Genomic DNA, 25984 nt, shown 5'->3' with positions numbered 1-25984 from the left:
TTTCGATGGGCACATATATATTAAAAAGACTTTTACTCATTATCCCAACATTGTTTTTTATCTTATTAATTAACTTTATTGTGGTTCAGATCGCACCGGGTGGCCCTGTGGAACAAGCGATTCAACAAGCTGAAAATTTTCAAGGTTTAGGGGCTACAGCTGGAGCTGAAGTTGCGAATACCTCAGGCAAGGCTTTAAGTTACCAAGGTGCACGAGGCTTGAGTCCAGAAATGGTCGAGAAAATTAAAGTGCAATATGGCTTTGATAAACCTGCCTATGAACGTTTTTGGATCATGTTGAAGGGGTATTTGAGCTTTGATTTTGGGACAAGTTTTTTTAAAGATAAGCCTGTGACTCAATTACTCTTGGAAAAGATGCCTGTTACAGTGTCTTTAGGGTTGTGGAGTACCTTGCTGATTTATTTGGTATCCATACCTTTGGGAATTAGAAAAGCCAAACAGCATGGCATGTTATTTGATAAATCGACTTCTTTATTTCTTGCGGTGGGCTATGCTGTTCCTTCGTTTGTTTTCGCAATTTTACTGATTGTTTTTTTTGCAGGTGGATCATATTTTCAATGGTTTCCATTGCAAGGCTTGGTTTCAGACGAATTTCAGAGTTTAAGTTTGCTAGGTAAAATCAAAGATTATATTTGGCATATGACTTTACCGTTAACGACCATGCTTTTAGGTGGGTTCGCTGCTTTAACGTATTTGACTAAATATTCTTTTATGGAAGAGTTAAATAAGCAATATGTATTAGCTGCACGTGCCAAAGGGTTAAATGAAAATAAAGTGTTGTATGGGCATGTGTTTCGTAATGCAATGCTGATCGTTATTGCGGGCTTACCTGAAGCTCTAGTCGGAATTTTCTTGGTCGGAAATTTATTTATTGAAATTATTTTCAACTTGGATGGTTTGGGTTTACTTGGTTTTGAAGCTATTTCACAGCGTGATTATCCGGTGATATTTGGTACTTTATTTATTTTTACATTATTGGGTTTGATTCTGCGTTTAATTAGCGATGTATTGTATCAAATGATTGATCCAAGGATTAGTTTTGAGTCGCGAGGTGCAAAATAATGTCACCTATGATGCACGCAAGGCTGGAAAAATTTAAAAAAAATCGGCTCGGTTTCTTTTGTTTTATCTTATTTACGCTTATTTTTGCCATGACGTTGGTTGTAGAAATAATCGCCAATGATAAACCGATATTAATTAAATATGATCATTCCTATTATATGCCTGTTTTTAAAGTGTATCCCGAAACCACATTTGGTGGGGTATTTGAAACAGAAGCAGATTATAAAGATCCAGTGGTTCAGGCTTTAATTCAGGATAAGGGCTGGGCAATTTGGCCGCTAATTCCTTATTCTTATCAGACGCCAAATTTAGAATTGGCTGTACCTGTTCCATCGTCACCGACTAAAGCAAACTGGTTGGGTACTGATGATCAAGGGCGTGATGTATTGGCACGTATTTTATATGGTTTAAGAGTTTCCTTACTTTTTGGTTTAGCGCTGACTTTATTTGCATCTATCATCGGTATTTTTGTGGGGGCAATTCAGGGTTATTACGGTGGCTGGGTTGATTTGATCGGACAACGTATTTTAGAGGTTTGGGGGGGCTTGCCGACCTTATTTATGGTTATGATTTTGGTAAGTATGTTTACACCCAGTGTCTATTGGTTATTTCTAATCATGCTGATATTTGGTTGGCCTACATTGGTTGGCTTAGTTCGTGCAGAATTTTTACGTGCCCGTAATTTAGATTATGTCCGTGCTGCGCGTGCTTTAGGCGCTCGAGATTACACGATTATGTTTCGGCATATTTTACCGAATGCCATGAGTTCTAGTCTGTCACAGCTACCATTTATGCTGACTGCAAATATTACTGCATTAACAGCATTAGATTTTTTAGGCTATGGTTTACCACCCGATGCTGCCTCTATAGGGGAGTTATTACTTCAAGGGAAGAATAATTTGAATGCACCGTGGTTGGCTTTATCGGGCTTTTTTACTTTGGCGCTGGTCTTATCTTTGCTCATTTATATTGGGGAGGCAACGCGTGATGCATTCGACCCAAGACAGCACTAAAACATTATTACTTTCAGTTAAACAATTAAGTATTCAAAATGCTCAGCATACACTGGTACAAAATTTGAGTTTTGATTTACATGTCGGTGAAATTTTATCGATTGTCGGTGAAAGTGGCTCGGGTAAATCCATTAGCAGTTTAGCGATTTTAGGTCTATTGCCCGATTCTTTAAAAGTTACAGGGCAGGTTGAATTTTTACAACAAAATTTACTGACTTTAAATCAAACTCAATTACAAAATATTCGTGGTCAGAAAATTGCGATGATCTTTCAAGAGCCGATGACGGCTTTGAATCCGTTACATCGTGTTGAAAAAATTATTGGTGAAACTCTATTTTTACAAGGTTGGTCAAAAGATAAAGTTCAAAAACGGGTGCTGGATCTATTATACGATGTCGGTATTCCAGACGCTAAAGAAAAATTAAGATGCTATCCACATGAGCTCTCTGGTGGACAAAGACAACGTGTGATGATTGCTGCTGCATTGGCACTAGAACCAGACATTATCATTGCTGATGAGCCAACCACAGCCTTGGATGTGACGCTACAAGCGCAAGTTCTGAACCTATTACAATTGTTGGTTCAAAATTCAAATATGGCGATGATTTTAATTAGTCATGATTTGAATTTGGTTAAACGCTACGCTAATCAAGTCATCGTAATGAATAAGGGGCATGTCGAAGAGCAAGGTGAGGTTCAGAAAATTTTTCATAATCCTCAAACGACATATACGCAACATTTACTTAATCATGACTTTGGCGAGGCGAATCCTCTTCCGGAAAATGCTGAATTGCTGCTGTCTCTATCAAAGTTAGCGGTTAAGTTTCCGATTAAGCAGGGTATCCTGAATCGGGCGAAAGATTATTTTGTTGCACTTGAGCCTTTAGATTTAAGGCTTAATCAGGCTGAGTCGATTGGTATTGTTGGAGAAAGTGGTTCGGGTAAAACCTCTATGGCTTTGGCAATTGCACGACTCATTGCAAGTAGTGGAAAAATTTTTTTACTGAATCAGGATTTGAATTTATTAAAGGAACGTAAATTACGTCCTTTGCGTTCTGAATTTCAAATGGTATTTCAAGATCCTTATTCAAGTCTGAATCCACGTATGAATGTCGAGCAAATTATTGGGGAGGGATTAGCACTTAAAAAATTAAAAAAAATAGAGATTGCGGGATTAATTACAGAAGCTTTACAAAAAGTTGAATTACCTGTTGAGTTCAAAGATCGTTATCCGCATGAGTTGTCAGGTGGGCAGCGTCAGCGCGTAGCATTAGCACGCGCTTTGGTGTTACATCCTAAACTTATTATTTTAGATGAACCCACGTCTGCTTTAGATCGAACAACACAACATGCGATTGTTAACTTATTGCGCCAGTTACAGATTGAGTACCAAATAAGCTATTTATTTATTAGCCATGACTTACAAGTCGTCAAATCTTTATGTCAAAAAATTATGGTATTACATCATGCTGAATTGGTTGAATTTCAAGAGACCCATGCTTTATTTACCAGGCCTAAGAGTGAATATACCAAGACTTTAATTGCAGCGAGTCAGTACTAAGTAGTAGAAAAGCTAAGTTTGACAAAATGGATTGTCAATTTTACACTGGCAATACACATAATTTTAGAGTTTATACTCTAGATAAAATAGAGATGATGAGCATGAGCCATATCGCAGAAGCTATAAAAATTCGCAATACAACCTTTAAAAACCGCCTAATTAAAGGTGCGATGAGTGAAGCATTAGCAAACTATGCTGGTCAGCCGAATCAACTTCATTTAGGTTTATATGAGACTTGGGCCAAAGGTCATTTGGGTTGTGCGATCACTGGTAATGTGATGGTTGATTTTCGTGCTAAAAATGAACCGGGTGTGGTGGTGGTAGAAACTGAACGTGATTTAGCCAAACTTAAAGAATGGGCAGATATTGGTAAAAAATATGGCATGGTGCAGTTGATTCAATTGTCACATCCTGGTCGTCAGTGTCCAAAGGGCTTAAATAAAGAAACGGTTTCGGCTTCAGCAGTGCCATTTAGCCCGATGTTAGCAACCACCTTTGGTACGCCGCGTGAATTGCATGAAGAGGAAATCTTAGAGATTATCCAGCGTTTTGCTGAGTCTGCACGAATTTGTGAAAAAGCGGGTTTTGACGGAATACAGTTGCATGGTGCACATGGTTATTTAATTAGCCAGTTTTTATCGCCATTAACCAACAAACGCCAAGATCAATGGGGTGGTTCTATTGAGAATCGTATGCGCTTCCTGCTTGGAATTTATAAAGCAGTTCGTTTAACGACCTCTGACAATTTTATTGTTTCTGTAAAATTAAACTCAGCAGATTTCCAGCGTGGTGGGATTAGCGAAGAAGAGGTTGTCGCTGTATTTAAGGCGATTGATACAGCAGGAATTGATCTGATTGAAATCTCTGGGGGGACGTATGAAGCACCGGCAATGGCAGGAGCCAAGGCTGATAAACGTAAAGTCAGTACTATTGCACGTGAAGCTTACTTTTTAGACTTTGCTGAAAAGATTCGTAAAGAAGTTAAATGCCATTTAATGGTGACGGGTGGCTTTCGTACTGCAAAAGGGATGAATGATGCCTTAGATAGTGGTGCATGTGAGTTTATAGGCATTGCAAGACCTTTAGCGGTCGAAACGGATGTCTGTGAGCGTTTGATTGCTGGGCAAGATGTACGTTATGCCATCGCGCCAATTAAAACGGGTATTCCTTTTGTCGACAAAATGGCGATTATGGAAATTCTTTGGTATGCAGCGCAATTTAAAGCGATTGGTGAGGGAAAGCAGCCTAATCCAAAACTATCTCCGCTGAAAGTATTCTTTCACTATGCTACGAATAATGTAAAAGCAGTTATTCGCGGTCGTGTTAATTCACGTAAAAGTGCTTAATGTGGATTACCATGCTTTAGACCAATAAGATTGAAATGTCGAGGCAGACCATTGCCCTTTCGCTAATGCACGTTGAAAGGCTGGTCTGCTTTGTATTTGTAATAGATAGCGTTGGATGTGTTGTAACTGTTCAAAAGCTGGATTTGATTGGGTGCAAGCGAACAATGGAAACCATAATAAAAGATCTGCATTGGTAAAGTGTTGACCTGCTATATATGGGTGGGTTTTTAAATGTTCATCAATCTTTTGCATATGCTGATTGAGGGCGTTGTTTAAATATCCCAGATCAAATCCAAATTTAAGAAGTTGAGTGACAGGGCGTATAAGCAAGAGTGTTCTTGCAACAATGGTTGTAAAAATTTGTTTGAGTGCTAAATCAGGCATAAATGTCGCTTCAGCAAAATTCTTCCAATAATAAAAAAAAGGTATTTCCTGAGGGCTAAGTTGAGAATTGCTGTTGTTTCAGCAAGAGTAGTCACATTTGAATAATTACTTGAGTATAAAGCAGTAATTTATTTTAAACTTGATTTGCTTGGAAACAAAAAAGCCTGAGTCAAAATATGCTCAGGCTTTTTTGTTGAGATTTTTCAATCTCGAATGTGGCGACCCTACGGGGATTCGAACCCCGGTTACCGCCGTGAAAGGGCGATGTCCTAGGCCTCTAGACGATAGGGTCAATAGATGAGGCATACTTCTGAAAACTAAACCATGAATTAATGGCGACCCTACGGGGATTCGAACCCCGGTTACCGCCGTGAAAGGGCGATGTCCTAGGCCTCTAGACGATAGGGTCGTTTCAGAGGTGGGCGTATATTAGGATGGATATGTGAAAGTGTCAAACCTTTTTATACAATAAAAAGTTAAAAATAGATTGAGTGAATAAAAACACACCAAAATTGGTTGTTGTGATTAAAAACAATACTGTTTGCGTACGCTAGGTTTCAAAATGGGTTCTAAGATGCACTTGATGACATCTGGGTGTTGTAAATAACCAATAATTTTATGCGGCATATTGGTAAATGTTGAAATCTTCTTATTTCTAATGGATGGACGAAAGTTAAATGGTGCCTCAATGAGTGGAAATGCTGTTAAGAAATCATCATCTGAATAAAAGTTATACCAATCACCATGTAGGCTTTTCGGATGAATAATGGGTTGTATGACTTTACTTTGAATCATACGAAACGCAAGTGGTGAGCCTAAAGTGATAAAGCGTTGGATACGAAATTTGGAATCGATTTGTTGTAAAAGATTGTATGCAATCACGGTGCCTAAGGAGTGTGAAACAATAATATGTTCTTCATGCTCATCTAAACTATCTAAAACGCGTTGATTTACTTCCTGCATGAATTTGGAGCAATTGAGATACATATAGGTTTCGATTAAAAACTTATGAATTAAACTCTCCTGAAGTTTGGGGAAGTTATTGAGTATGGTGACAAATTCTTTTAGCGCGATGTCTTTGGCAAATTGTGAAGCGAGATATATACGTGTAGAAAAGGATAATATTTGTTTTTTAGTAAATAAAGGAAGTTCTGGAATATTTACGTTTGAGGTTTGAATTTTAGGTTCTATAGCGCGGTGGTGATTCAAATGAAAGTTAAGAATAGATTTGGGTAAGAATGCATCTAAGTCGAAGTTATTGCTTAATTGGTGTTTAGTTATTAAATCACCATAAAAAGGCAGTTCAATATTGAGTTTTTCAACATTTATTTTTAGGCAAAGCTCATCGATGCCTTTGCTGAAAATGCTCGTCCAATATTCTTTTAATGAATCTGCGGTGTAATCTTGCTGATTCATACCATGAAGGAAAATAATTTTCATCGTATTTTGTAATTATTCTTGGTGAGGTTTATCGTTCAATTTACTTGGTTATTGATAGGTATTCTAGTGTTTTGAGGTACAAGAAGTGTAGCATTTTGCAACACTTCTTGAGGGAAAGAAACTTTGTATTTTATTGATTTTTCTTGGGTTTGTAGAAAACAGCATAGCTGATATAACAAGCAGCAATAAAAATTAAACATCCAAAAAATCCAGGAAGCATGTCTTTGTCTGTTGCCATGCTTATACCAGTGATAAAGCAAAAAATAAAACCGAGGATAGGGACAATTGGAAAGAGCGGTGCGACAAATTTAAGTTCAGCATTGGTATGACCCGCTTTGTACCAACGACGACGGAAATTAAATTGAGAAAGACAAATGCTCATCCATACGACGACCATGGTGAAGGCCGCAATACCGAGTAAATTTTTAAAGATAGTTTCAGGTGCGAATTGTTCTGAAAGCAAACCAGGAAGTGCGCCAAACATGGTGACAATAATCGCAATAATGGGTGTGCCAGATTGAGATAATCTTGAGAATAATCTTGGCAGTTGTTTCTTCATCGAGAGTGAATACATCATACGAGAAGCAGCGTATAAGCCCGAATTTGCAGCAGAAAGTAGTGCGGTAATAATCACAAATCGAATAATATCTTCAGCATGTGGAATGCCAATAAATGAAAATACGGTGACAAAAGGACTGCTACTGATACTGTGATTCGCATTTAAACCGGCATCTTGATACGGAAGTAATGCACTAATGACAATAATTGTTCCGACAAAGAAGATTAATAAGCGCCATATAGCAGCATTAATTGCTTTAGGGACATTCTTTGCAGGATCTTCGGTTTCACCCGCAGCAACACCAATTAACTCAGTACCAGAGAAGGCAAAATTCACGATGAGCATGGTCGCAAAAATAGGGAAGATTCCTTGTGGAAACCAGCCTTGGGTCGTCAAATTGCTAAACAGTGGTGCAGATTCATAACCTTGGAAAGGAATAAATCCAAAAATAGCCAATAAACCGAGAATAATAAAGCAGATGACGGTAATGACTTTGACTAAAGATAGCCAAAATTCAGATTCTGCAAATAAGCGTGTTGAACTAATATTGAGAATAAAGACAATTGCAGCAAAAATGATGGTCCACAACCAAACAGAAACCTGTGGAAACCATTCCTGCATGAGTAATGCAGCTGCGGTAAATTCGGTACCTAGTGTCGCAGTCCATGTCAGCCAATAGAGCCAAGTAATCATATAGCCAGTTGCTGGACCAATGAATTGGTTTGCGTAACTACCAAATGAACCAGATTCAGGCATATGCACAGCCAGTTCGCCCAAACAGAGCATGACCATATAGGCAATTAATCCACCTAGAATATAGGCAATAATGGCACCTATGGGACCTGTTTGCGCAATGACCTCTCCTGAACCTAAAAATAATCCAGTTCCTATGGCTCCACCAAGTGAAAGCATCACAAGATGGCGAGTGCTCATTGCACGTTTTAAAGGCGCGGTAGAATGTGCTTGGTCGAATGCATCATGCTGAGATGGAGGAGAAGACATATAAAACGGAATAGATATTACGAAGCGGCTTATTGTAGTGTAATTAACAAATAGTGCAATTGGGAAATGATGAGAATTTATAAGAATAATAAATGGCGACCCTACGGGGATTCGAACCCCGGTTACCGCCGTGAAAGGGCGATGTCCTAGGCCTCTAGACGATAGGGTCGTTCTGAGGTGTGGCTATGATAGGTATATTTGAATGGCGTGTCAAACCTAGACAATCATTATTTCAGCATAAAGAATTTAATTGAATAAAAATGATACATTGCATAAAAATAAATAGAAAAAAGGGAGCAATATGTATCGCTCCCTTTATATATTTAAGATTAATTTTAGTTTTTAGGATGATATAGCCAATAATAGTTGGCATAGCAAAGTGCCATGAAAATTAAACAGCCAATAAAACCAGATAGCATTTCAGGATCAGCGGCCATACTCAGCCCAGTGATTGTACAGGTGGTAAAGCCTAAAATTGGAATTAATGGAAACCAAGGGGTTCTAAATTTTAGTTCTGTTAAGGTTTTACCTTCTCGTAACCATTGACGACGGAAATTGAATTGACTCCAACAAATACTCATCCACACGATGACCATAGTAAATGCTGCAATACCCAATAAGTTTTTGAAAATTACATCCGCACCAAATTGCTCAGACAATAATCCGGGTAAACCACCAATCATCGTTACTAAAATGGCGATTACAGGCGTACCAGATGAAGTTAATTTAGAGAATATTTTAGGGAGTTGCTTCTGCACAGACAGTGCCCACATCATACGTGATGCTGCATATAGTCCCGAATTTGCTGTGGAAAGTAATGCGGTGATAATCACAAAACGCATAATGTCTTCAGCATAAGGAATGCCAATAAAATTAAAGACAGATACAAATGGACTGTTACTTAAACCACTGCCATGTGCGGTATTTAATCCAGCTTCTTGGTATGGAAGTAAGGCGCTAATGACAATAATGGTGCCGACAAAGAAAATCATTAAACGCCAAACAGCAGCATGAATGGCTTTGGGAACATTTTTCTCAGGATTTTCGGTTTCACCTGCTGCAATACCAATCATCTCGGTGCCATTAAAGGCAAAGTTGACAATCAGCATGGTGGCAAAAATGGGAAATAAACCGTTTGGGAACCATCCATGTGCAGTTAAATTGCTAAATAGTGGCGCAGAATCGTAACCATCAAATGCAATGAATCCAAAAATTGCTCCCAGCCCTAATACAATGAAGACAAGGACTGTCGAGACTTTCACAAAAGAAAGCCAAAACTCTGACTCAGCAAAAAAGCGCGTTGAAGTTAGATTTGAAATGAGTACCGCACTGGCAAAGATCAAAGTCCAAATCCATACTGAAATGGATGGAAACCATTCTTGCATGAGTAAAGCTGCAGCTGTGAATTCAGTCCCCAGTGTTGCAGACCACCCCAACCAATACATCCATGAGACCATGTATCCTGTACCTGGTCCAATATTATTTGTTGCAAATGCACCAAATGAACCTGTTACAGGCTGATTCACAGCAAGTTCACCTAAGCACAGCATGACCATGTAAGCAATTAAGCCACCAATAATATAGGAGATGACGGCGCCAATTGGTCCCGCTTGAGCAATAACTTGACCTGAGCTTAAAAATAAACCTGTACCAATGGCACCACCCAAAGACAACATAATCAGATGGCGTTGGGTCATGGTTCTTTTTAAAGAAACAGAATTTCCTTCAGCAACATTTTGCTGAGTAGATGGATTGGGAGATTGCATATTCGTTGTCAATGAATTCTAAAGCAGTAGTTTAATAGAAAGTATGAATTTTCACAAAAATTCACCGGTTTACCTATTGAAATTCCAGTGAAATTGGAAATAATTTAATCAATATTTGTGGGTTTAATATACTGATAGGGGGTTGTTGGGTTTTGGGGTTTAGAAAAAGTTTAAATGCTGTTGAAAATGTTCAATTTTAAGTATTTGTAAAACATTAAAAATTTATTAAGTGTGTTGGTATTGTTTAAGTTTTTTTTACAGACTTTAGTCGAATTTTTATTGCTGATTAATTCCTCTATTTCCAAATTGATAGATTCGTTGCAGAAATCTTGTTTTTATCATTATTTGTCATGATCTTTTGTTAAACTAGAATTCATGTGAATTTCTGAGATATCCTGTGCTGCCTTTTAAACTTTGGGTTGATGCTGATGCACTGCCTAAAATTCTTCGTGATGTCATTATCCGTGCTTCAGATCGTTATCAATTAGAAGTCACTTTTGTTGCAAATCAAAATGTGGGCATAACTCCCTCTGTTCGGATTAATTCAATCCAAGTAATGAATGGCGCAGATCAAGCAGATAAAGAAATCATTGAACGAATGAAAGCCAATGATATTGTGATGACACAAGATATTCCTTTAGCTGCACAAGTAATTGAGAAAGGAGGCGTTGCGATTCATCCTCGTGGTGAAATTTATACGGAAGCCAATATAAAAGCACGCTTACATTTGCGGGATTTTATGGATGCATTACGTGGTGCAGGCGTACAAACAGGTGGTCCACCACCGCTCTCTGAACGAGATAAACGAGAATTTTCAAGTAGTTTAGATCAAACCATTATGAAGCAAAAACGTAAAACATCTCTTTAACGTATTTTTGGAATGAAAAAGTTGTATGTTATCTAAAAGCAATATCGTGATGACTTATGCTTTATTAGTCTTCATTTGGTCGACCACACCGTTAGCAATTGTCTGGAGTGTGTCAGATTTGCATTTAATGTGGGCTTTAGTGCTACGCTTTTTGATTGCATTACCTGTGGCCATTGCTATATTACTCATTCTTAAAATTAAATTTCCAACTGATAAAGTAGCATTGCATAGTTATGTGGCAGGTTCATTTAGCTTGATCGGTTCGCAAATTTTTACCTATGCTGCAACCCCATATTTAAGTTCAGGTATGATCGCTTTAATGTTTGGTTTAGCACCGATTATGGCGGGAATGATTGGTCGCTTTGGGTTTAATCAAAAATTGCAGTCATTACAATGGTTCGGCATGTTGGTCGCTGTATGCGGATTAGGGCTAATTTGTACCAGTGGTGGAGAAAGTCAGCATATTCATCCGATAGGTATAGGCTTCATGCTGATCAGTGTTTTTACTTATTCACTGTCTATTTTTTGGGTAAAGAAAGTCAATGCGACGGTTGAGCCTGTGGCACAAGCAACGGGTTCTATTCTCGTTTCAACGCTTGTGGCAATGTGTCTGATTCCATTTATTTGGCAATATGCACCCGATCATATACCTGAAACAAAATCTTTATTGGCTTTACTCTATACCGTAGTGATGGCATCTCTCATCGCGATGTTTTGTTATTTCAAACTCGTGCAGAATATTAAGGCAACAACTTTGTCGCTGACAACTGTACTCACACCAATGTTAGCAATGCTTTTTGGTGCAATTTTAAATCATGAACGACCGACAGCAATGGTCTTTATTGGTGCAATCGTCTTATTATTCGGACTATTTTTATATTTTTATAAAGATTTAAAAGCAAGTCGTGAACTTGCTTTTAAACTGAATCAATCTTAAATCGTCGTCGTTGGGGTGACTTGTATACAGCTCGCAAGTTTGACTTTATCCTGTGGATGCAAGGTAATAAAGTACGCACCAATTCGAAATTTCCCATCCTCTTCATGTTCTGAATATGCGATTTGTGCAGTGGCAGCAATATGAAAGAAATTTTCAGGATGGCTTAATGTTACATGTATATAAGTGCCTTGTTTTAGATTTTGATCACTATAAAAACTAAAACCACTCTCTGAAAAATTTACATTTTGTGGAACTGGTAACAGGGTTTGTACAATAGAATCGTAAAGAGAACCAGTAATGAGGTTTAACTTTTGATTAAATAAGGATAATATTCGAGCAATTTGTTGATCTTTTTCATTTAATTGTTCTATTTCGTAGTGAAGCGCATGATCAAATTGATCTAATTCTGCAAGTAGTAGAAAATAGCGCGGTAATACAAAATTAGAATCATATGGATCATTAAGTGCCGTCTCATCAGGAATCACCTGATAGTTGATTCTTAATGCAGCATCGATACGAGACATAACACGACGCTCGTTTTCTTCGTTTTGATGCTGTAACGTTTCCATAAAATCACCTCGGACTAGATGGTATGTTTAAACCAATCTCGCTGTATATAGGGTTGAGATACACTCGCGCACGGCGTAGTAATCACTTTATTTCTTTTATTGCTTTAGTTTCCATGGTCGGTCTCACCTTAGGAGTTGCTGTACTTATTACAGTATTATCTGTTATGAATGGTTTTGACCGAGAGTTGAAAAACCGTGTGTTGGGGATGATACCTCAAGCCACTGTTTCCTCAACACAAATTCTAACAGACTGGCCGGTACTTGCAAAGAAAATTGAACAGCATAAACATGTAACTGGTGTCGCACCATTTACGCAATTACAAGGCATGCTCACCGCACAGGGACAAGTCGCTGGGATTATGGTGACGGGGATTGAACCTGAATACGAGAAAAAAGTTTCAATTATCCAAAATCATATGGTTGAAGGCAGTATTGATCAGCTGAAAAAAGGTGAGTTTGGTATTGTACTTGGAAAGCAAATGACGGATGCATTGGGTTTAAGTCTCAATGACAATGTCACTTTGGTTTTACCAGAAGCAACGCCATCTCCAGCGGGGGTAGTGCCACGATTTAAGCGTTTTAAACTGGTGGGTATTTTCAGTATTGGTGCAGAAGTAGATTCCAGTCTGGGTTATATTGCACTAAATGATGCATCAACTTTATTACGCCTTCCTGATGGTGCTCAAGGTATACGTTTGAAACTCGATGATATTTTCCTTGCGCCACAAGTCGCCAATGACATTGTAAAAGAATTACCTGGTAATTTTTATGCATCAGATTGGACCTATACGCATGGTAATTTATTCAGTGCGATTCAGATGGAAAAGGCCATGGTGAGTTTGCTACTGTTTTTAATTGTTTTAGTGGCAGCCTTTAATATCGTTTCATCACTAGTAATGGTGGTGACGGATAAAAAGTCAGATATCGCCATTTTGCGGACACTTGGTGCTTCTCCTGCAACAATCACTCGAATTTTTATGGTGCAGGGCACCATCATTGGTGTCGTGGGTACGGTCGTAGGCGCAATCTTGGGGGTTATTTCAGCTTTAAGTATTAGTCATTTAATTGATTGGTTGAATACAACATTTGGTTGGCACTTATTTGATGCCTACTTTATTAATTATTTACCGTCTTATTTAAGATGGCAAGACGTAGTAGTGATTGTTGGTTTATCCTTAATTTTAAGTTTCTTGGCGACGATTTATCCTGCCTTTCGTGCAGCAAAAATTCAACCAGCAGAGGCACTTCGTTATGAGTAATGTCGTGTTAGAAGCACAGAATGTTTTCAAATCCTTTACTGATGGAAAATCAACTGTTGAAGTGATCAAAGGACTTTCTTTGCAAGTGAATTCGGGCGAATTTGTTTCTATTGTTGGTTCGAGTGGTTCAGGTAAAAGTACTTTATTACATGTGTTAGGTGGTTTAGATTGCCCTACAGCAGGAATGGTATACCTCAATGGACAACGCTTTGATAATTTAGGCGAAGCTGAACGAGGTTATTTACGTAATCAGCATTTAGGTTTCGTTTATCAATTCCATCATTTGCTACCCGAGTTTTCTGCTCTAGAAAATGTATGTATGCCTTTAATGTTAAGAAAAGAAGTATCTTTTAAGCAAGCAAAAGCACGTGCAGAATATTTATTAGAACGAGTGGGCTTAACTCATCGTTTAACGCATAAACCAGGCGAACTCTCTGGTGGCGAACGTCAACGTGTTGCATTGGCTCGTGCTTTAGTCACTCAACCTAAACTCATGTTGGCAGATGAGCCTACAGGTAATTTAGACCGAAAAACTGCAGCGAGTATTTTTGATTTACTGACTGATTTACGCAGTGAATTTAATATGGCGATGCTTATTGTGACGCATGATGAGCAACTGGCGCAAAAAGCAGATAGAATTTTGCACATGCAAGATGGTCTTTGGTCCAATCATGAACATTGATTCATCCATTATCCGATAAATTACCTTGTTAAAGCCCATGTAAATGGGCTTTAATTCTTTGTATAAATACAGATTTGATAATAACAATATGACTGGGTTGTTTACTTTATTGGGATGGATTTTTGGAATTTCCATGATGGGTCGAAATTTACCCCATTTTATCTCTACTCTTTGGCCCATGCTTATTTTTTTCAGCAGCCTTATAATTGTTCTTTTATGGCTAAAACGTAGTCTTAGTCAGCATCGGCTATTTCAATTTGTTAAAATAATAACCTTTACTTTGACCAGTTTTGTTTTGGCTGTTAGTTATGCGGATCATGCCTTGCAGCAACGGTTAGTAAGTAGAGTTTCTGATGTTTCCGAAACAGAAGCTATTGTTTATATTGCGAAAATAAATCAACTCACAGCAGATGAAAATGGGCAAAGATTAAAACAAAGTGCGCTGGTACTGCATATATCAGGGGTTAATTCATCCCCTCAGCCGATACAGTTATTGCTAACGACATCATTTAATCGTCTGCAACCTCAGTTTGAATTAGGGCAGTATTACAAAGTTAGTGGAACGATAAAACCGGCACATAGTTATGCTGTTGCTGGCGTCTTTGACGTAGAACAATGGTATTTACAAGATAATATTATGGGAATGATGAACATTAAATTCATTCAGCCCTTGTCAAAAAATGAAGTAAGTCAAATAGGATATACTGCATTTGTACATGCTCAGGATCGTTGGCTTGCAAAAATAAGATTATCAATAGAACGGCAACGACTTTATTTTAGGAATTTTATAGAACAGCAACCTTTAATGCATAAAGGCCTACTTTTGGCGTTATTAACGGGTGATGAAAGTTTGCTGTCGAAACAGACGCAAGATTTATTTAAACGGCTCGGTATTTCACATCTTTTGGCCATTTCGGGGCCGCATGTATTGATCTTCGCCGTGATCTTTTGTTTTGTCTTAGCGCAATTGATTCAGTATTTTAAACCTCATCTTTATTTACGTTATCCCAAACCTCATTTGGTGGTTTTTCCCTTTTTAATCTGTGTGTGGTTGTATACCGCATTTGTGGGTTTTGAAATTCCGGCACTCAGAACCCTGTTTACGGTCATGCTCGTCAGTGCGGTTTTACTTTTGAATCAAAAGATCCAAGCGCTAAAGTTGTTGTTATGTAGTGCCAGTATTTTATTGCTCTTTGATCCTTTTAGTATCTTATCAGCAGCATTTTGGTTGTCGTATGGTGCATGTTTTATTTTAATTCGAGTCTATCAAACGCTACAAGATGATGCATTAGAACAAGTTTCATCATGGCAATTGAAAGTTAGACGCTTCATTCGGGTGCTGATTGAATCACAATGGAAAGTTTTTATTGCATTATTTCCTTTAGTGATCTTAATTTTTCAACAAGTCTCTTGGATTTCACCTGTCACCAATTTAATTGCAATCCCATTGATTGGCGCAATCATTGTGCCATTAGAAGTCATGGGGGCAATGATGAGCGTATTTATTGAACCTTTGGGTTTATTTTTCTTTCATATCGCAGATTGGGTAATTCAATTTTTAGTGAGTATGCTTAATTTTATCGATCAGAACGTTAGCCTCAAATTAGAATGGATGGCTTTTACGCCATGGATGCTGGTGTGTCTGGCGATAGCAGTAGTCATTGTGTTTTTACCGCGTGGTATTGTCCCAAAAACATGGGCTTTGGTCTGTGTTTTCCCCATTTTTTTTGCAGCTAAGGCACAGCATGAGTTTGAACTTACCGTCCTCGATGTGGGGCAGGGACAAGCGATATTTTTAAACCTACCGAAGCAAAAAATGCTGATTGATACCGGTGGTTATTATGATGAAACTAAATTTAGTATGGGTAAGCAAGTCCTGATTCCTTATTTGATGCAGCAAGGAATTGCACAATTAGATCGCGTTTTATTATCGCATTTAGATCAAGATCATAGTGGTGCATTTGAGGCGATCAATGCCGTGATTAAAAGCAATCAGGTGTATTCGAATGAAAAAGATCAACGCTTTGACTCTACCAACTTTAATTATTGCTATGCTGGACAAAAATGGCAGTTTGATCAAATTACAGTGGAAATTTTATCACCGCTTGAAAATAGTCTGAGTGATGTGAAAAACAATCAAAATGAATTGTCCTGTGTCGTATATATTCATATTTCTCAGGCGGTGAACTATCAAAATTTTCTTATTATGGGGGATGCAGGATGGGAAGCTGAATATCAGCTTTTACAGCAGTATCCTGATTTAAAAGTGGATGTTTTAATCTTAGGACATCACGGTAGTCAGCATAGTTCATCATTTGAATTTTTAAAACGCTTACATCCGAAATTAGCGATTGCTTCGGCAGGGTTTAATAATCGCTATGGACATCCACATTCGATCGTATTGGAAAGATTAAAAGCACTTTCCATTCCTGTGTATACAACCATTCAACAGGGAAGTATAAAATTTTCATTATTAGCACAAGGGCAGATGCAGATTGAATCATATCGTCATGCACGAAAATGGTTACAACGTTAAGTCAGTTGACGCCGCACGTACGGATTCAATTTTTTTTATGGCCTCTTGATGAGGGATATCATAAATTTCATCTATTGCAGGATTTGCTTTAAAGCGTTTATAACTCCAATGATAATGTTCAGGATATCGATCAATTAAATTTTCAATCGCGGCATGAATGATACGCGTACCTTCTATTGCAGTACCATCATAAATACGCTCATCAATAGGTTCAATGAACATATCAAAATTCGAATTTTCATTGCGAATAGCATAGATGAGAAGAGTTTTGGCTTTAGTCTTTTGAATTAATTTAGAGCTTAAGCTGCTTGATGCTAAAGGAATGCCAAAATAGTTAACCATGTCTCCGCCAACTCGTGGGGTGTGATCAGGTAATATAACGGTTGTGCCACCTTGTTTTAATGCTTTGAAGATTTGGCGGACACCTGATTCATCAGTTGGTACCAGATGTGCCTGTTCACGACTACGAGCAGAACGGACAAATTCATCTGCTTCGGCATTCTTGATTGGTTTATATAGAATCGTCATTTGGGTATGTTGAGCAAACCATGCATTCATAATCTCCCAAGTCCCAAAATGCGGTGCAATCAGCACTAAACCTTTTTTCGCAGCCATGGCTTCATGAAAAAAATGTTCACCTTCTATGTGGTGAATTCGAGATATATTTTTTGCGTTGCTGCTTCCCCAAATACTGAAAAACTCCATATAGGATTGTAATTCATTCCGTATTGCGGCACGGCTAATCTGTGCTCTGCGGCTTTTTGTGAGTTGAGGTAAACAAATTTCGATATTTAAATGAATCGTTTTTGAGGTTTTGGTGATTCGCATTAAATTTACGATTGCTGCAAGAATTTTTGCAAAAAAACGTGCAAAAAGAATTGGCCGTCGACTAAAAAAATTTAAAGCACGAGTCGTAATAGTATTTTGTCTTTCAGTCATCGTTCTTCAAAATAAAATGCTGAGGTGAGTGAATGTTGTGATTTAAAAATATTATCAGTTAAATCTCAATGTTTAAACAGTTTAACTGCTTTCAGTGTATATAATGAAGCCTTAAAAATTAATTTGGATGGTATTTATGTCCGATTGGCCACCTAAACCACAAAATGAAAATACAAATGCCAATGCTCAATCGACTGGAAAGGAGTGGCAGCTTTTAGAAAAAGCGGTGCTTGCTTCAGTTGAGGAACAACGCCGTAGTCGTCGTTGGGGGATTTTCTTTAAAATTTTAACATTCTTATATATCTTTATTGTATTGGTGTTGATGGGTAAAAGTTGCTCAATAACAGCAAGTGATGAAATCATCACGACTGACTCGCATTTGGCTGTTGTGGATGTCATTGGTACGATTGATGCCAGCAGTAAAGGTGTAAACAGTGCTGATACGATTAAATCGTTAAAGCGTGCTTTTGAAGCAAAATCGAATAAAGCTGTGGTGTTAAATATCAACTCACCAGGTGGTTCACCTGTGCAGTCTGATGATATTTGGCAAGAGATTCAATATCTGAAAAAACAGCACCCTGAAAAGAAAGTCTATGCCCTAATTGGGGACATGGGTGCTTCAGGTGCATATTATATTGCATCTGCGGCAGATGAAATTTGGGTGAATCCATCCAGTTTGGTCGGGTCAATTGGCGTGATTATGCCAAACTACGGTGTTAGCGGTTTAGCACAAAAGTTAGGTGTAGAAGATCGCACCATGACTTCGGGTGAGAATAAAGACATCTTAAGTATGACGAAACCAATTAAACCTGAACAAAAAGCACATATTCAGGCGTTGTTGGATAATGTTCATTCGCATTTCATTAACGCGGTGAAACAAGGTCGTGGTGCTAAATTAAAATCGCAAGATCCTGCAATTTTCTCTGGATTATTTTGGACTGGCGATCAAGCCATTAAGTTAGGGATTGCCGATAAAGCAGGTAATATTGAAACGTTAAAGCGTGAGCTTAAAGTCAATAAAACAGTGAATTATACGGTTGAACATAGTCCAATTGATTCTATTCTAGGTCGTGTAGGCGCAGAAATGGGGCAAAGCTTAGGCGAAGCATTTAGTCAGCAGCTAAGTATGCATCAAGATACCAAAATGCAGTAATTGAATGTCTAATACTGAATGATTGAAATGTTTTAAAAGGATGTTATGAGTACTAAACCACTAATACACTTTGCACATGCTAATGGTGTACCTTCAAAGGTTTATCAAAAACTCTTTGAATATTTAAAAGATGACTACGATATTATTGACGTACCGGTCATTGGTGCGGATAAACGTTATCCTATTAATAACCATTGGTCGTATTTAGTTGATCAACTTATTAATAATATTGAGCAACATGCGCAAGGTCGAAAAGTTATTGGTTTGGGGCACTCATTGGGTTCAGTTTTAACATTTATAGCTTCTTATCGACGGCCAGATTTGTTTGAGCAAGTGATTATGCTTGATCCACCTTTAATCATGGGTAAAGCGTCATTTCTATTTCATCTGACTAAGATTTTTTATCCTAAGATGGTGGATAAAATTACTCCAGCAGGTTTGAGTGCTCGTCGCCGTGATCATTGGGATTCTCGTCAACATGCCTATGATTTGTTACGTTCAAAAGGATTGTACCAACAGTTTGATGAGGACTGTTTTCAAGCCTATATTGATTATGCATTGATTGATGATTTAGAGCGTGGTGGGGTGACACTCACCATTTCTAAGGCAGATGAAGTTGCAATTTTTAGAACGACACCTTCGAAGTGGTGGTTACCCATGTCGAAGCCTAAGTTACCGATTCATTTGGTTGTGGGGGATGAAAGTCCTTTCTTAAAGAAAAAGTTTCCGCAAATTACACAAAAGAAACTTGGAATTCCATTTATGGTTACCAAAGGCGGACATATGTTCCCATTGGAGCATCCACATGCGGTGGCACAATTAATTAAGACCAAACTCAAAAAATGATTTTTTAAGTTCAAGATATTTGGGTCATAGTTTAAATATTTTGAGCTTGATTCAATGAGGCAGCAAGCAAATTAATTTGTATAACAGTGTAGCCAACAGGTCATTTTAAAAACCAACGCAATTGCGTTGGTTTTTAGTTTTTTTAAATTGATCATCTGATCTGCTATTTAAAATTCATTAAATTTTAATGTTTAAAGCAAAGTACTAAACGGGATGTGAGGTATTTCCGAGTCGTTGTTTAAATTCGGCAATCGCTTCGATACGTTTTTGAATCAACATTTCCCCAATATCTGGACCTTGAATTTCAGTGGGTAAATCAGCTGCTTTAATCGCGCGTACAGTCTGCATAATTTCTAGCAGATATTGTGCTTGAGGATAATCGCGATCTTCTAGGCCTAAGCGACCTCTAGCATCACATTCACACGCTTGTACAAATGCTTCAACCCGCTCAGGACGACGTAATACATCTAATCGTTGTAATAAACGCCACAATGTGCCTGCTTTTAAGGTGAATGCCTGATGACATTTTAAATGTTCTTTGCAGACAGCTAAGGCCAGTTGTTTGGTTTGTGTCGGAACCTTTAAACGATCGGATATGATCATAACGGGCTGAATTCCACGTTCTTCATGCATGATATGCCGTGGTAATTCTTCTTTTGGGGTAAGTGCCTTGCCTAGGTCATGCACTAAAACAGCATAACGGACATCTAAAGAGTAATTGGCTTTACACGCTTGCTGTAATGACATCAGTGTATGAATACCACAGTCAACCTCAGGATGATATTCTGGGCGTTGAGGGACTCCAAACAGGGCATCAATTTCAGGGAATAAAACCTTTAAAGCACCACACTGGCGTAATACTTCAAAGTAAACATCGGCATGATTTTCCATGAGCGCGCGTGCTGTTTCTTTCCATACTCGTTCAGGTGTTAAAGCTTGTAATTCGCCTGATTCTGCTAATTGTTGCATGAATGCCAGTGTTTCATTTGCAATGGTGAAACCATATTGTGTATAGCGTGCAGCAAAACGTGCAACACGCAGTACACGTAACGGATCTTCAGCAAAAGCATCGGAGACATGACGTAAAATTTTATTGTTTAAATCAGCTTGCCCATGGTAGGGGTCATAAATTTGGCCAGCATCATCCATAGCCATGGCATTAATGGTGAGATCACGGCGAATTAAATCTTCTTCCAATGTGACATTGGGATCAGTAAAAAATTCAAAACCGTGATACCCCTGACCTGATTTACGCTCTGTTCTTGCGAGGGCATATTCTTCTTTTGTTTCGGGGTGCAAAAAAACAGGAAAATCTTTACCCACAGCTTGATAGCCTTGTGTAAGGAGCTGTTCAGGCGTTGCCCCGACAACAACATAATCTTTTTCGTGATAGGGGTGTCCGAGTAAATGATCTCTGACGGCACCGCCTACTAAATAAACTTGCATGAAAAAACCTCTATTCTTCAAGCAATCATGCTACAGAATAGAGGTTTTCTCAAGTAAAGAACTTTAGCTTTGACTAAAGATTCATTACATTGCGTCTTGTTCAGCCTGTTGAATCTCAGCAACCGTCAAAGCTGTCATATTTACAACACGACGTGTGGTCGCTGTTGGCGTTAAAATATGTACAGGTTTTGCTGCACCAAGTAAGATCGGGCCAATCGTTACATTGTTACCAGATGTTGCTTTCAATAGATTAAATGAAATATTTGCAGCATCCAAATTCGGCATAATCAATAAATTAGCAGAACCTTTGAAGCGCGAATTTGGGAATGCAAAGTGACGGATATTTTCATCCAATGCTGCATCACCATGCATTTCGCCTTCAACTTCAAGCTCAGGTGCAATTTCAGTTAAAATGTTGAAGACTTGACGCATTTTTTGTGCACTTGAATCATTCTGATCCGAACCAAAGCTCGAATGTGAAAGTAAAGCAACACGAGGTGTCATACCAAAACGACGAACTTCTTCAGCTGCTAAAATAGTCATTTCCGCTAATTGTTCAGCAGTTGGATTGGTATTGACATAAGTATCAGCAATGAAAAGATTACGATCTTCTAACATTAATGCATTCAGGGTAAAGAAGTTACTACGACCTTCTTTTAAACCAATAACATTTTTAACAAAGTCTAAATGGATGTCATAGCTAGAATAAGTACCACACAACATACCATCAGCTTTACCAAATTTAACTAACATTGCTGCAATTAAAGTTGAGCGACGACGTGATTCACGTTGTGCATATTCAGGTGTTACACCTTTACGCTGCATGATGGTGTAGTAGTCATCTGCAAACATTTCGTAATCAGGGTTTTTTTCCTGATCGACGATTTCGATATTGGTTCCATTTTCAAGACGTAAACCTAATTTTTTAATGTTTGCTTCAATGACGGCAGTACGACCAATTAAAATTGGTAAGGCTAAGCCTTCATCCACTGCAATTTGCACAGCACGAAGAACACGTAAATCTTCACCTTCAGCATAAGCGATACGTTTAGGGTTCGATTTTGCTTGAGCAAAGATTGGTTTCATCATGAATGCAGAGTTATAGACAAACTCAGACAAACGTTGACGATACGCTGAAAAATCTTCAATAGGACGCGTTGCAACACCAGAGTCCATTGCTGCTTGAGCAATAGCAGGTGCAATTTCTAAGATCAAACGTTGATCAAGTGGACGTGGAATTAAATAATCACGACCAAATGATGCAGATTTTTCACCATACGTTGCTGCATCCGCTTCAACATGTGCCATACGTGCAATGGCATGGACACAGGCAATTTTCATTTCTTCATTAATCGTCGTAGCGCCAACATCTAGTGCACCACGGAAAATATAAGGGAAACAAAGTGCATTATTAACTTGGTTTGGATAGTCTGAACGACCCGTCGCCATAATCACATCTGGACGAACTTCATGCGCATGTTCAGGTAAAATTTCAGGATCTGGATTGGCTAATGCAAAAATAATTGGATCAACAGCCATTTTTTTAACCATTTCTTTGGTTAAAATTCCTGCGGCAGACAGTCCCAAGAACATATCGGCATCTGCAATGACATCTGCAAGTTGGGTGCTATCAATATCCTGAACATAACGTTGCTTAGAAGCATCTAAGCCTTCACGTTTTGTCGTGAGTAAGCCACGTGAATCAGCTACGATAATATTTTCTTTTTTTGCACCAATTGCACAGAGTAAATCTAGGCAAGAAAGGGCAGCTGCACCAGCGCCTGAAGCAACAATTTTGATTTCATCAATTTTTTTGCCATTCAATTGCAATGCATTGAGAAGCGCAGAACCAACAATAATCGACGTACCATGTTGATCGTCATGGAATACTGGAATATTCATGCGTTCACGAAGTTTCTGCTCAATATAGAAACATTCTGGTGCTTTGATATCTTCGAGGTTAATCCCACCAAAAGTAGGCTCTAATGCGGCAACGATATCGACAATTTTATCAGGATCATTTTCGGCAATCTCGATATCAAAAACATCAACACCCGCGAACTTTTTAAAGAGTACGCCTTTACCTTCCATTACAGGTTTTGATGCCAATGGACCGATATTACCCAGACCTAAAACTGCTGTACCATTTGTAATAACTGCAACCAAATTGCCACGAGCTGTATATAGTGCCGCTTTAGAAGGGTCTCTTTGAATTTCAAGACACGGTGCAGCAACACCCGGAGAGTAAGCAAGTGCTAAATCATGTTGATTGATCAGTTGCTTACTTGGTGTAACGCTGATTTTTCCCGGTGTTGGAAATTCGTGATAGTAAAGGGCTTGCTGTTTTAAAGATTGATCATCCATCTGAATCTCGATTATTACGCTGTTCCAGCGAGGCTGGTAGTTTTGGCTAAATTTGATCGAATATATCATTTGTTGAGCATTACGGACAGTCAAAAAGTTGATATTTCGTGCAAAATAAAGCCCGAAAATCATTTTTAGGGAGGAAGAAAGTAACTTTTTTCTGTTGTTTTAAATTACAGTCTCTTTTTGTATTGTGTATTTTTTCAAGAGTTGAAGCTTTATAGAATAGAGCGATTAGATCTATCTTTTCATTTTTATTTATTGGCTGATTCGCATAGTTAAAATTGCACGTATTGAAGCGATTACCGAATCTATCCTGTATTTTATGATGCTAATTTAACTTTATTAACGATGCCTTAAAGAAAAGTTTTAAGGCATTTAGGATGTGTGCTCATTACTCTTAAGTCAGATAAAATGAGTTTGTTATCCTTTTCAATGGATTTATTTGAGACTGGAATGATATAAAAGTATTGATAATGCGACAACAGGTGCTGTTTCAGTACGCAATACACGTTCACCAATACACCAATTTTGAAAACCTACTTTGTTGGCAGATTCAATTTCTATTTCACTTAAGCCACCTTCAGGGCCAATCAGCAGTGCAATGTCTTTGCTTGCATTTTCCAGTACATTGATTTGGTCTTTATTTGGTGCAAGTACCAGTTTAGTGGTCGGTAATTCAGTTGCAAGCCAGTCGGCTAATGTCAGTGGTGCTAAAACTTCTGGCACTTTATTCATACCACATTGTTCACACGCTGCAATGGCAATGCCTTGCCAATGATCGATTTTCTTTTGGTCACGGTCGTACTTTAAACGCATTTCGCAACGTTCAGATGTTAAAAGCTGAATCTTAGAAACACCCAATTCGACTGCTTTTTGAATCGCATAATCCATGCGGTCGCCTTTACTCATCACTTGTCCGAGTAAAGTGCTAAAAGCAGGGGTGCGATCATCTGGATTAAAGTTATTCACTAAAACTGTGGCTGATTTTTTTTGGATATCAGCTAAAGTAACTTCATATTCGCCACCTTGTCCATTAAACAAAGTGGCACTTTCACCGACTTTGGCGCGTAATACTTTCACCCAATGGTGGAAAACGGTTTCCGTTAACTCAACATGCGTATCAACAGCTAAATCAGCTTCAATAAAAAAACGCGGCATGTGGTATTACTCTCAAAAATCGGTGAAAAGAAGATTAGATTTAGCCCAATATTGTATTGAGCTAAATTTGAAATGTATAAATTAAGCTAAACCAAGATCCAAGACCAATTGACGGTTTGGCTCAACGTGATTCATGGTATAGAAGTGCAAACTTGGTGCACCACCTGCAATCAGGCGTTCACACAGTTTAACCACGACTTCATGACCAAAAGCTTTAATACTTGCGCTGTCATCACCATAGGTAGCCAATTGCTTACGAATCCAACGTGGGATTTCAGCACCGGTACCATCCGCAAAGCGAATTAAATTGCTGGCGTTGGTAATGGGCATAATGCCAGGCGCGACAGGAATATCAATGCCTTCTTTTTGTAAGCGATCGACAAAATAGAAATAGGCATCTGGATTAAAAAAGAATTGGGTTAAGGCTGAATTGGCACCAGCACGTGCTTTGGTGATAAAGTTTTGAATGTCTTTATCAAAGCTTTCTGCTTGCGGATGCATTTCAGGATAAGCTGCAACTTCAATATGAAAGTGATCACCTGAGTGTTGACGAATGAATGCCACAAGGTCAGATGCATAAGGCAGTTCGCCCAAGCCCACTTGACCCGAAGGTAAGTCGCCACGCAGTGCCACAATACGGTCAATACCTTGTGATTTATACAAATCAAGTAATTCAGCGATACGTGCTTTATCATCACCAATACACGACAGGTGAGGGGCAACAGGTGTACCTTTACCATTAAAATCGTTGATTGCTGCAAGTGTACGTTCACGCGTTGAACCGCCCGCACCATAAGTTACAGAAAAGAACTCAGGATTAAGCAATTGTAATTCTTGATGAACAACACGAAGTTTTTCTGCGCCCACATCAGTTTTGGTTGGAAAAAATTCAAACGAAACTGGAATACGTTTAGTCATTTTTCAAATCCTTTTTTAATTCGTAAATACTTCGGTTTTTTATTGTTATGACCCTCATTTTACCTTCTGCTTGAACTGCTCTGAAGTTGGACTTAGCACAGCGCAAGAGAAGGAATTTCCCCTCCTAACGGAGAGTTAAGAGAGGGGGATTAA

General features: G+C 38.4%; 21 protein-coding genes and 3 tRNA genes. 11 read left to right on the top strand and 13 right to left on the bottom strand.

The window, feature by feature from the left end:
* The first annotated feature begins 5 nt into the window (after nucleotides 1-5).
* From B9T28_RS05255 to B9T28_RS05240, 4 genes are all read left to right on the top strand, one after another.
* Nucleotides 6-1082: a microcin C ABC transporter permease YejB gene (locus B9T28_RS05255; RefSeq protein WP_086202896.1), complete on the top strand. Its 1077-nt coding sequence runs from the start codon at nucleotides 6-8 to the stop codon at nucleotides 1080-1082.
* Nucleotides 1082-2095 (top strand): ABC transporter permease, encoded by a 1014-nt coding sequence (locus B9T28_RS05250; RefSeq protein WP_086202895.1) that lies wholly within the window; start codon nucleotides 1082-1084, stop codon nucleotides 2093-2095. The genes B9T28_RS05255 and B9T28_RS05250 overlap by 1 nt, the downstream gene beginning before the upstream one ends.
* Entirely contained in the window at nucleotides 2070-3656 is a 1587-nt protein-coding gene (locus B9T28_RS05245) for an ABC transporter ATP-binding protein (RefSeq protein WP_086202894.1), read from the top strand. Before B9T28_RS05250 ends, B9T28_RS05245 begins: the two co-directional genes overlap by 26 nt.
* A 101-nt stretch (nucleotides 3657-3757) precedes the next feature.
* Nucleotides 3758-5002 (top strand): NADH:flavin oxidoreductase/NADH oxidase family protein, encoded by a 1245-nt coding sequence (locus tag B9T28_RS05240; RefSeq protein ID WP_086202893.1) that lies wholly within the window; start codon nucleotides 3758-3760, stop codon nucleotides 5000-5002.
* A gap of 6 nt (nucleotides 5003-5008) precedes the next feature.
* Here the strand turns inward: B9T28_RS05240 and B9T28_RS05235 are convergent, their stop codons facing one another.
* The 7 genes from B9T28_RS05235 to B9T28_RS05205 form a co-directional block, all read right to left on the bottom strand.
* Nucleotides 5009-5386 (bottom strand): glutathione binding-like protein, encoded by a 378-nt coding sequence (locus tag B9T28_RS05235; protein WP_086202892.1) that lies wholly within the window; start codon nucleotides 5384-5386, stop codon nucleotides 5009-5011.
* A gap of 216 nt (nucleotides 5387-5602) precedes the next feature.
* Nucleotides 5603-5678 (bottom strand) — tRNA-Glu (locus B9T28_RS05230).
* 41 nt (nucleotides 5679-5719) lie between these two features.
* Nucleotides 5720-5795 (bottom strand) — tRNA-Glu (locus B9T28_RS05225).
* 116 nt (nucleotides 5796-5911) lie between these two features.
* Nucleotides 5912-6826: a lipase family protein gene (locus B9T28_RS05220; protein WP_086202891.1), complete on the bottom strand. Its 915-nt coding sequence runs from the start codon at nucleotides 6824-6826 to the stop codon at nucleotides 5912-5914.
* Between the two features lie 130 nt (nucleotides 6827-6956).
* Nucleotides 6957-8387, bottom strand: coding sequence for an amino acid permease (locus B9T28_RS05215; protein ID WP_086202890.1), 1431 nt, complete (start codon nucleotides 8385-8387; stop codon nucleotides 6957-6959).
* Between the two features lie 93 nt (nucleotides 8388-8480).
* Nucleotides 8481-8556, bottom strand: a tRNA-Glu gene (locus B9T28_RS05210).
* A gap of 166 nt (nucleotides 8557-8722) precedes the next feature.
* Entirely contained in the window at nucleotides 8723-10153 is a 1431-nt protein-coding gene (locus tag B9T28_RS05205; RefSeq protein ID WP_086202889.1) for an amino acid permease, read from the bottom strand.
* Nucleotides 10154-10550: 397 nt separating this feature from the next.
* Here B9T28_RS05205 and B9T28_RS05200 point away from each other — a divergent pair, with 397 nt between their 5' ends.
* On the top strand, nucleotides 10551-11021 hold the full coding sequence (locus B9T28_RS05200) for a YaiI/YqxD family protein (RefSeq protein WP_086202888.1): 471 nt from the start codon (nucleotides 10551-10553) through the stop codon (nucleotides 11019-11021).
* Nucleotides 11022-11046: 25 nt separating this feature from the next.
* Nucleotides 11047-11958 (top strand): DMT family transporter, encoded by a 912-nt coding sequence (locus B9T28_RS05195; RefSeq protein WP_086202887.1) that lies wholly within the window; start codon nucleotides 11047-11049, stop codon nucleotides 11956-11958.
* On the opposite strand, the gene B9T28_RS05190 is transcribed toward B9T28_RS05195, so the two are convergent.
* Complete coding sequence (locus B9T28_RS05190) at nucleotides 11955-12527, bottom strand: PilZ domain-containing protein (protein WP_086202886.1); 573 nt, start codon at nucleotides 12525-12527, stop codon at nucleotides 11955-11957. The genes B9T28_RS05195 and B9T28_RS05190 overlap by 4 nt on opposite strands.
* A gap of 23 nt (nucleotides 12528-12550) precedes the next feature.
* On the opposite strand from B9T28_RS05190, the gene B9T28_RS05185 reads away from it, so the two are divergent.
* From B9T28_RS05185 to B9T28_RS05175, 3 genes are all read left to right on the top strand, one after another.
* Nucleotides 12551-13786, top strand: a complete 1236-nt coding sequence (locus B9T28_RS05185; RefSeq protein ID WP_086202885.1) for a lipoprotein-releasing ABC transporter permease subunit — start codon at nucleotides 12551-12553, stop codon at nucleotides 13784-13786.
* Nucleotides 13779-14468 carry a lipoprotein-releasing ABC transporter ATP-binding protein LolD gene (gene lolD / locus B9T28_RS05180; protein WP_086202884.1) on the top strand — a complete coding sequence of 230 codons (690 nt, stop codon included), beginning with the start codon at nucleotides 13779-13781 and terminating at the stop codon, nucleotides 14466-14468. The genes B9T28_RS05185 and lolD overlap by 8 nt, the downstream gene beginning before the upstream one ends.
* A gap of 88 nt (nucleotides 14469-14556) precedes the next feature.
* On the top strand, nucleotides 14557-17004 hold the full coding sequence (locus B9T28_RS05175; protein ID WP_086202883.1) for a DNA internalization-related competence protein ComEC/Rec2: 2448 nt from the start codon (nucleotides 14557-14559) through the stop codon (nucleotides 17002-17004).
* Here the strand turns inward: B9T28_RS05175 and B9T28_RS05170 are convergent.
* Complete coding sequence (locus B9T28_RS05170; protein ID WP_086202882.1) at nucleotides 16993-17943, bottom strand: lysophospholipid acyltransferase family protein; 951 nt, start codon at nucleotides 17941-17943, stop codon at nucleotides 16993-16995. The genes B9T28_RS05175 and B9T28_RS05170 overlap by 12 nt on opposite strands.
* 136 nt (nucleotides 17944-18079) lie before the next feature.
* On the opposite strand from B9T28_RS05170, the gene sppA reads away from it, so the two are divergent.
* Both sppA and B9T28_RS05160 read left to right on the top strand, forming a co-directional pair.
* The gene (gene sppA / locus B9T28_RS05165; protein WP_086202881.1) at nucleotides 18080-19096 is read left to right on the top strand and encodes a signal peptide peptidase SppA; all 1017 of its coding nucleotides are present in this window, start codon (nucleotides 18080-18082) and stop codon (nucleotides 19094-19096) included.
* Between the two features lie 45 nt (nucleotides 19097-19141).
* On the top strand, nucleotides 19142-19942 hold the full coding sequence (locus B9T28_RS05160) for an alpha/beta hydrolase (RefSeq protein WP_086202880.1): 801 nt from the start codon (nucleotides 19142-19144) through the stop codon (nucleotides 19940-19942).
* A gap of 204 nt (nucleotides 19943-20146) precedes the next feature.
* Here B9T28_RS05160 and B9T28_RS05155 read toward each other — a convergent pair whose 3' ends face one another.
* From B9T28_RS05155 to metF, 4 genes are all read right to left on the bottom strand, one after another.
* Complete coding sequence (locus B9T28_RS05155) at nucleotides 20147-21388, bottom strand: multifunctional CCA addition/repair protein (protein ID WP_086202879.1); 1242 nt, start codon at nucleotides 21386-21388, stop codon at nucleotides 20147-20149.
* A gap of 84 nt (nucleotides 21389-21472) precedes the next feature.
* Nucleotides 21473-23752 carry an NADP-dependent malic enzyme gene (locus B9T28_RS05150; protein WP_086202878.1) on the bottom strand — a complete coding sequence of 760 codons (2280 nt, stop codon included), beginning with the start codon at nucleotides 23750-23752 and terminating at the stop codon, nucleotides 21473-21475.
* Nucleotides 23753-24193: 441 nt separating this feature from the next.
* Nucleotides 24194-24913, bottom strand: coding sequence for a 16S rRNA (uracil(1498)-N(3))-methyltransferase (locus B9T28_RS05145; protein ID WP_086202877.1), 720 nt, complete (start codon nucleotides 24911-24913; stop codon nucleotides 24194-24196).
* A gap of 81 nt (nucleotides 24914-24994) precedes the next feature.
* A complete protein-coding gene (gene metF, locus B9T28_RS05140; RefSeq protein WP_086202876.1) occupies nucleotides 24995-25831 on the bottom strand; it encodes a methylenetetrahydrofolate reductase [NAD(P)H] in 837 nt (278 codons plus the stop codon).
* Nucleotides 25832-25984 lie beyond the last annotated feature (153 nt).

Source organism: Acinetobacter silvestris, from assembly GCF_002135235.1.
Taxonomy (GTDB): Bacteria; Pseudomonadota; Gammaproteobacteria; order Pseudomonadales; family Moraxellaceae; genus Acinetobacter; species Acinetobacter silvestris.
This window is presented reverse-complemented; position numbering and strand designations above follow the sequence as displayed.